Here is a 5,340-nt window from a genome sequence, read left to right on the forward strand (position 1 = left end):
ACGCCCCGGCCAGACCGGCGAGGCGTACCGAAAGCTCCTCCAGCGCGCCCAGCGAGCCCACCGGCTTGGTCAGTCGTCCGTGCAGCTCCCGGGCGGCGGCCATGGCCGCCTCGTCCGCCGGACGGATCGCCGCGATCGTGGTCTCCAGCATCATGCCTCCATGGTCTCGCGCAGCACGTCGATGAACGCGTCGGTGGTGTTTCGGTCACGTACCGCCACCCGCAGCCCGTCCGGGCCGAGGCCGGGGAACGTGTCGCCCCGGCGCACCGCCCAGCCGCGCTCGCGCAGGGCCGCCCGGATCCGGGTGGCGCCCGGCAGGTGCAGCAGCACGAAGGCGCTGGCGGGACGGCCGACGACGCGTACACCGGGCAGGTCGGCCAGTCGCGCGACCAGGTGGTCGCGGTCGGCGGCGAGGTCGGCGGCGATCGCGCGTTCGGCCTGGACCGCGACGACGCTGGCGCAGGCCGACGCGGCCGCCAGCGCGGGCGTGGAGACGGCCCAGAGCGGCTGGACGGCGGCCAGCCGGGACAGCAGTTCCGCTTCGCCGAGCAGGTAGCCGATCCGGAGGCCGGCCAGACCCCACGTCTTGGTGAGGCTGCGCACCACGAGCAACCCGGGCAGGTCGCGGCGTTCGGCCAACGACTCCGGCTCGCCGGGGTGCCCGGGGGCGGTGGTGGTGTCGGCGAACGCCTCGTCGACCACCAGCACCCGGCCGGGGCGGGCCAGCGCGGCCACCGTCCGGGCGGGGTGCAGCACCGAGGTCGGGTTCGTCGGGTTGCCGATCATCACGAGGTCGGCGTCGGCGGGCACCCGGGACGGGTCGAGCCGGAAGTCGTCGGCGGCGTCGAGCAGCACCCGCTCGACCTGGTGTCCGGCGGCCCGCAACGCGGCCTCCGGCTCGGTGAACTGCGGGTGCACCACCACCGGGCGGCGGACGCCGCGCAGCGCCTGGGCGATCAGCACGAAGCCTTCGGCGGCCCCGGCGGTGAGCAGCACCTCGTTCGGGTGACGGTGGTGTCGGGCGGCGACCGCCGCGCGGGCCGGCACCGGGTCCGGATAGCGGGCCAGGTCGGTGAGGGTCGCGGCGATCGGGTCGGCGAGCCAGGCGGGAGGCCGGGCCCGACGGACGTTGACGGCGAGGTCGATCAGGCCGGCGGTGGCCTCCGCGTCGCCGTGGTGCCCGAGGTCCGGCTCGAACCCGGTAGGTGGGGCGAGCGTGCTCGGCTGATCAGACATGTCCGCGATCCTGCCGGGAAGGTGGCCGGTGGGACAGCCGATCTCGACGTAAGCCGCGTCACCACTCGCCGGTTTAAGAGTTCTTCTCATGTACGAATCGGAAATGTCATAACTTGACCAGGTGAGCAATCGACCCCTTGCCGCCGCTGGTCGTCTCGTCCCTCTCCTGCGTGCCGGGCTGATCGCCGGAATCGTGATCGCCGCCGCCGCGTACCCACTGGTCGCCCTCACCGGGCTCGGCGCGAAGGCCACCGCGCACGCCGTGGACCAGAAGACCCGGGTGCTGAAGACCGCCCTGCCCGCCGAGACCTCGTACCTCTACGCCCCCGACGGCAAGACCGTGCTGACCATGTTCTACGAGGAGTACCGGCAGTACACCAAGCTGTCGGACATGTCGCCGAACATCCAGCAGGCGATCGTCGCGGCCGAGGACTCCCGCTTCTACCAGCACCACGGCGTCGACCCGAAGGGCGTGGCCCGGGCCTTCGTCTCCAACGCCCGCTCCGGCGGCTCCCAGGGCGCCTCGACGCTGACCATGCAGTACGTCCGGATGGCCCTGCGGGACAGCGCGACCACGCCCAAGGAGGTCCAGCAGGCCACCCAGCAGACCAGCCTGCGCAAGGTCAAGGAGATGCGGATGGCGCTGGACCTGGAGAAGGAGCTGAGCAAGGAACAGATCATGGAGCGCTACCTGAACTCGGCGTACTTCGGACACCGCGCGTACGGCATCTACGCGGCCAGCGAGATCTTCTTCTCCAAGACCCCCAAGGACCTCACCCCGGTCGAGGCCGCCACCCTCGCCGGACTGGTCAAGTCCCCGTCCGAGTACGACCCGGCCGACTCCGACCAGAAGGAGGCCACCGGCCGGCGCAACTACGTGCTGGACCGGATGAGCCAACTCGGCTACCTCTCCCCCGACTCGGCCGCCGCCGCCAAGTCCGAGCCGATCCGGCTCAAGCTGACCACCCCACCGCACGACTGCGCCGCGGTGACGGAGAAGTACAACAGCTGGGGCTTCGCCTGCGACTACCTGAAGAACTGGTGGAGCGCGCAGCCCGCGTTCGGCGCGAACCGGCTGGAACGGATGGACAACCTGCGTCGGGGCGGCTACCGGATCGTGCTCAGCCTCGACCCGAAGATCCAGGAGGCGGCGGAGAAGAGCGTCGGCGCCAAGGACGCCACCGGCAGCCCGTTCGCCAACGGCATCGTGGTCTCCGAGCCGGGCACCGGGCGGGTGAAGGCGATGGCTGTCAACCGGACGTACTCGCTGGACCTGGCCGAGAACCCGCAGAGCTCCAACCCCGAAGCCGGGCCGAAGGTGAAGGCCAACTACCCGAACACTGTCGCGCCGCTGCTCGGCGGCGGTGACCTGGCCGGCTACCAGGCCGGGTCGACGTTCAAGATGTTCCCGATGTTGGCCGCGCTGGACTCGGGGATGACCCTCTCCACCTCGTTCAACGCGCCCTACCGCTACAAGTCGTCCGTGTACGACGGCTGGGCGCCCTCCAACGCCAGCGGGGCCATGACCGGTCAGCAGACCATGTGGTCCGGCTTCGGCAAATCGGTCAACACGTACTTCGTGTGGCTGGAGGAGAAGGTCGGCGCGGACCGGGCGGTCCGGTTGGCCGAACAGCTCGGGCTGCGCTGGCGCACCGACGTCGACCGGGAACAGGCGTCCCCGGCCAAGGCGAAGAAGTGGGGCGCGTTCACCCTGGGCGTCTCCGACGCCACCCCACTGGAGATGGCGAACGCCTACGCCGCCATCGCCGCCGACGGCCGCTACTGCGAGGCCATCCCGGTGCAAGCGATCATGAACCGGGACGGCACGCCCGCCACGTACGCCACCCCGGGCGGCCTCCACCGCGAGGTGGCCAAGCCACGGTGCCGGCAGGTCGTCAGCGCGGACGCCGCGCGGGCAGCCACCGACGCGGCCCGCTGCCCCACCGGCGACACCCCGGCGCGCGGCAGCTGCGGCGGCTGGTCCACCGCCGACAGCGTGCGGGGCACCGTCGGACGCCCGGTGGCCGGCAAGACGGGTACGACCGACAGCACCAGATCGGCCTGGTTCGTGGGCTACACCCCGGAGTTGGCGGCGGCGAGCTTCATCTCCGACCCGGACAATCCGTTCAACGCGGTCGGTGACGGGCAGTCCCAGATCCCCATCAAGGCGGTCTCGGAGACCCTGCGCGACGGCCTGAAGGGCAGCCCGACCCGCCAGTTCACCCCACCATCCGACGCCATCGTCGGCTGACCGGCGGGCGGGTCAGCGCAGGTCGGCGCGGGTCAACGGCGACTCAGCGCAGGTCGGCGGCCACGAACGACCACAGCTCCAGATCCACCCGGCCGCCGCTGACGAACCCGGCGTTACGCAGCAGGCCCTCGTAGCTGAACCCGGCCTTCTCGGCAACCCGGCGCGAGGCCAGGTTGCCGGGCGCCACCCGCAGCTCGACCCGTTGGAAACCGTGCTCCAGGATCAGCGCGATGGCCACCGCGTCGACCGCCTCGGCGGCGAAGCCGAAGCCCCGCGCGGATGCCGCCATCGCGTAGGAGATCTCGGTGAGGCGGGCACCCCAGTCGGTACGCCGGGTCCACAGCGACCCCACCACCTGGTCGTCCTCGCGCCGCACCACCGCGTAGTGGCAGCCAACGCCGGGTCAGCTTGTCGGCGAAGATCTCCCCCGCCGCCGCCGCGTCGGCAGCCGTGAGCTGACGCACCTCGGTACGCGGGGTGGACACGGTCAACGCCGGGAATCGGCGCACCGCCACCTGACCGATCACACCGACACCCCGCCGGCCTGCGCGGCTACCACCTCGCCCGTCGGGTCGGCCGCCGCCGCAGCGACCAGCCGGGTGGCCGTCGCCGGATGGCTGGCCCAGTGCACGGTGAGCTGCGAGGCGTGCACGTTACGCCAGACGAAGCCCTCCGGCGCGCCGCCCTCCCAGCTCCAGGCCGGGCGCTGACCGGCGCGCGGGGTGAGCACCGCACGGTGCGCCTTGTGCCCTACCAGCACCGTGCCGCTGGCCGCGACCACGCTGTCGGTCTGGGCGGTCGCCTCCCGGTAGCCGGCCACCACCCCGTCCCGGCTGACGCCGACCGCGTCCAGGACACCGCACATCGGCAACCCGTCCAACTCCCGGGCCAGCCACAGCAGCCCGGCGCCCTCGGCGATCACCGGACGCCCGGTCCGCGCCAACTCGGCCACCGCGATGCAGAGCCGCCGGTTGGCCGACAACTGCTCGGCGTACGCCTCGGGCAGCGCGCCGCCGACGACCAGCGCGCGGGTGCCGACCGGCAGCGCCTCGTCGCGCAGCGGGTCCAGGACGACGACCTCGGCGCCGGCGGCCCGGAGCAACTCCGCCGTCTCCGGGTGGCTGTAGCTGCCGCCCGGCCCACCGGTCACCGCCCCCAGCGGACGGGTCGCCGGGGGTGTGAACGCGCCGATGGCCTCCTCGGGAGACCAGGCGGGTGCCGGTAGCGGCGGGGCGGAGCGGGCCAGCCCGAGCAGCCGTTCCAGGTCGACGGTGGCGGCGACGGCCTCGCCCAGCCGGCGGACCGCCCGGACGGCGTCGGCCGAGTCGTCGACCACCGGCGCCACCCCGTGCCGCCGCGACGGCAGCACCGCCGGCAGGTCCTGGCGCCGCAGCGCGCCGTAGACCGGCACCCCCACGTCGTCCAACGCCTCGCGCAGCATCCCCTCGTGCCGCGACGACGCCACCCGGTTGAGGATCACCCCGCCGAGCCACAACTGCTCGTCGTACGAGCGGAACCCGTGCACCAGGGCGGCCACCGACTGACCCATCGCGGCCACGTCGACAACGAGCACCACCGGGCTGCGCAGCGCGGCGGCCGCGGCGGCGGTGGACTCCTGCTCGGGACGGCCACCGACCGAGTCGTACAACCCCATGCTGCCCTGCACCACGGCGAGCCCGGCACCGCTGGCGCCGTGCGCCACCAGCGGGGCGAGCCGGTCGACGCCGACCAGCCGGGGGTCGATCACCCGGCCCGGCCGACCGGAGGCGAGACCGAGGTAGGCGGCGTCGACGTGATCCGGCCCGAGCTTGAACCCGGCGACGTCGACCCCGCGCTCGGCCAGGGCGGCGAGC

5 protein-coding genes are annotated in these 5,340 nt (G+C 73.1%); 1 reads left to right on the forward strand and 4 read right to left on the reverse strand.

The window, feature by feature from the left end; genetic code table 11:
- Window positions 1-151: nicotinate-nucleotide--dimethylbenzimidazole phosphoribosyltransferase (locus KBX53_RS21095; protein ID WP_210861186.1), on the reverse strand; the 151-nt coding region annotated here is incomplete at its 3' end.
- Window positions 151-1,236 carry an Rv2231c family pyridoxal phosphate-dependent protein CobC gene (gene cobC, locus KBX53_RS21100; protein ID WP_210861182.1) on the reverse strand — a complete coding sequence of 362 codons (1,086 nt, stop codon included), beginning with the start codon at window positions 1,234-1,236 and terminating at the stop codon, window positions 151-153. The genes cobC and KBX53_RS21095, both read right to left, overlap by 1 nt.
- A 121-nt stretch (window positions 1,237-1,357) precedes the next feature.
- Here cobC and KBX53_RS21105 point away from each other — a divergent pair, with 121 nt between their 5' ends.
- Window positions 1,358-3,487, forward strand: coding sequence for a transglycosylase domain-containing protein (locus tag KBX53_RS21105; RefSeq protein ID WP_030333439.1), 2,130 nt, complete (start codon window positions 1,358-1,360; stop codon window positions 3,485-3,487).
- 43 nt (window positions 3,488-3,530) lie between these two features.
- On the opposite strand, the gene KBX53_RS36460 is transcribed toward KBX53_RS21105, so the two are convergent.
- Window positions 3,531-3,863: a GNAT family protein gene (locus tag KBX53_RS36460; protein ID WP_309140821.1), complete on the reverse strand. Its 333-nt coding sequence runs from the start codon at window positions 3,861-3,863 to the stop codon at window positions 3,531-3,533.
- 147 nt (window positions 3,864-4,010) lie between these two features.
- On the reverse strand, window positions 4,011-5,340 hold a 1,330-nt coding region (locus KBX53_RS21115), incomplete at its 5' end, for a cobyrinate a,c-diamide synthase (protein ID WP_210861184.1).

Source organism: Micromonospora sp. M51 (assembly GCF_018070305.1).
GTDB classification, from domain to species: Bacteria; Actinomycetota; Actinomycetes; order Mycobacteriales; family Micromonosporaceae; genus Micromonospora; species Micromonospora parva.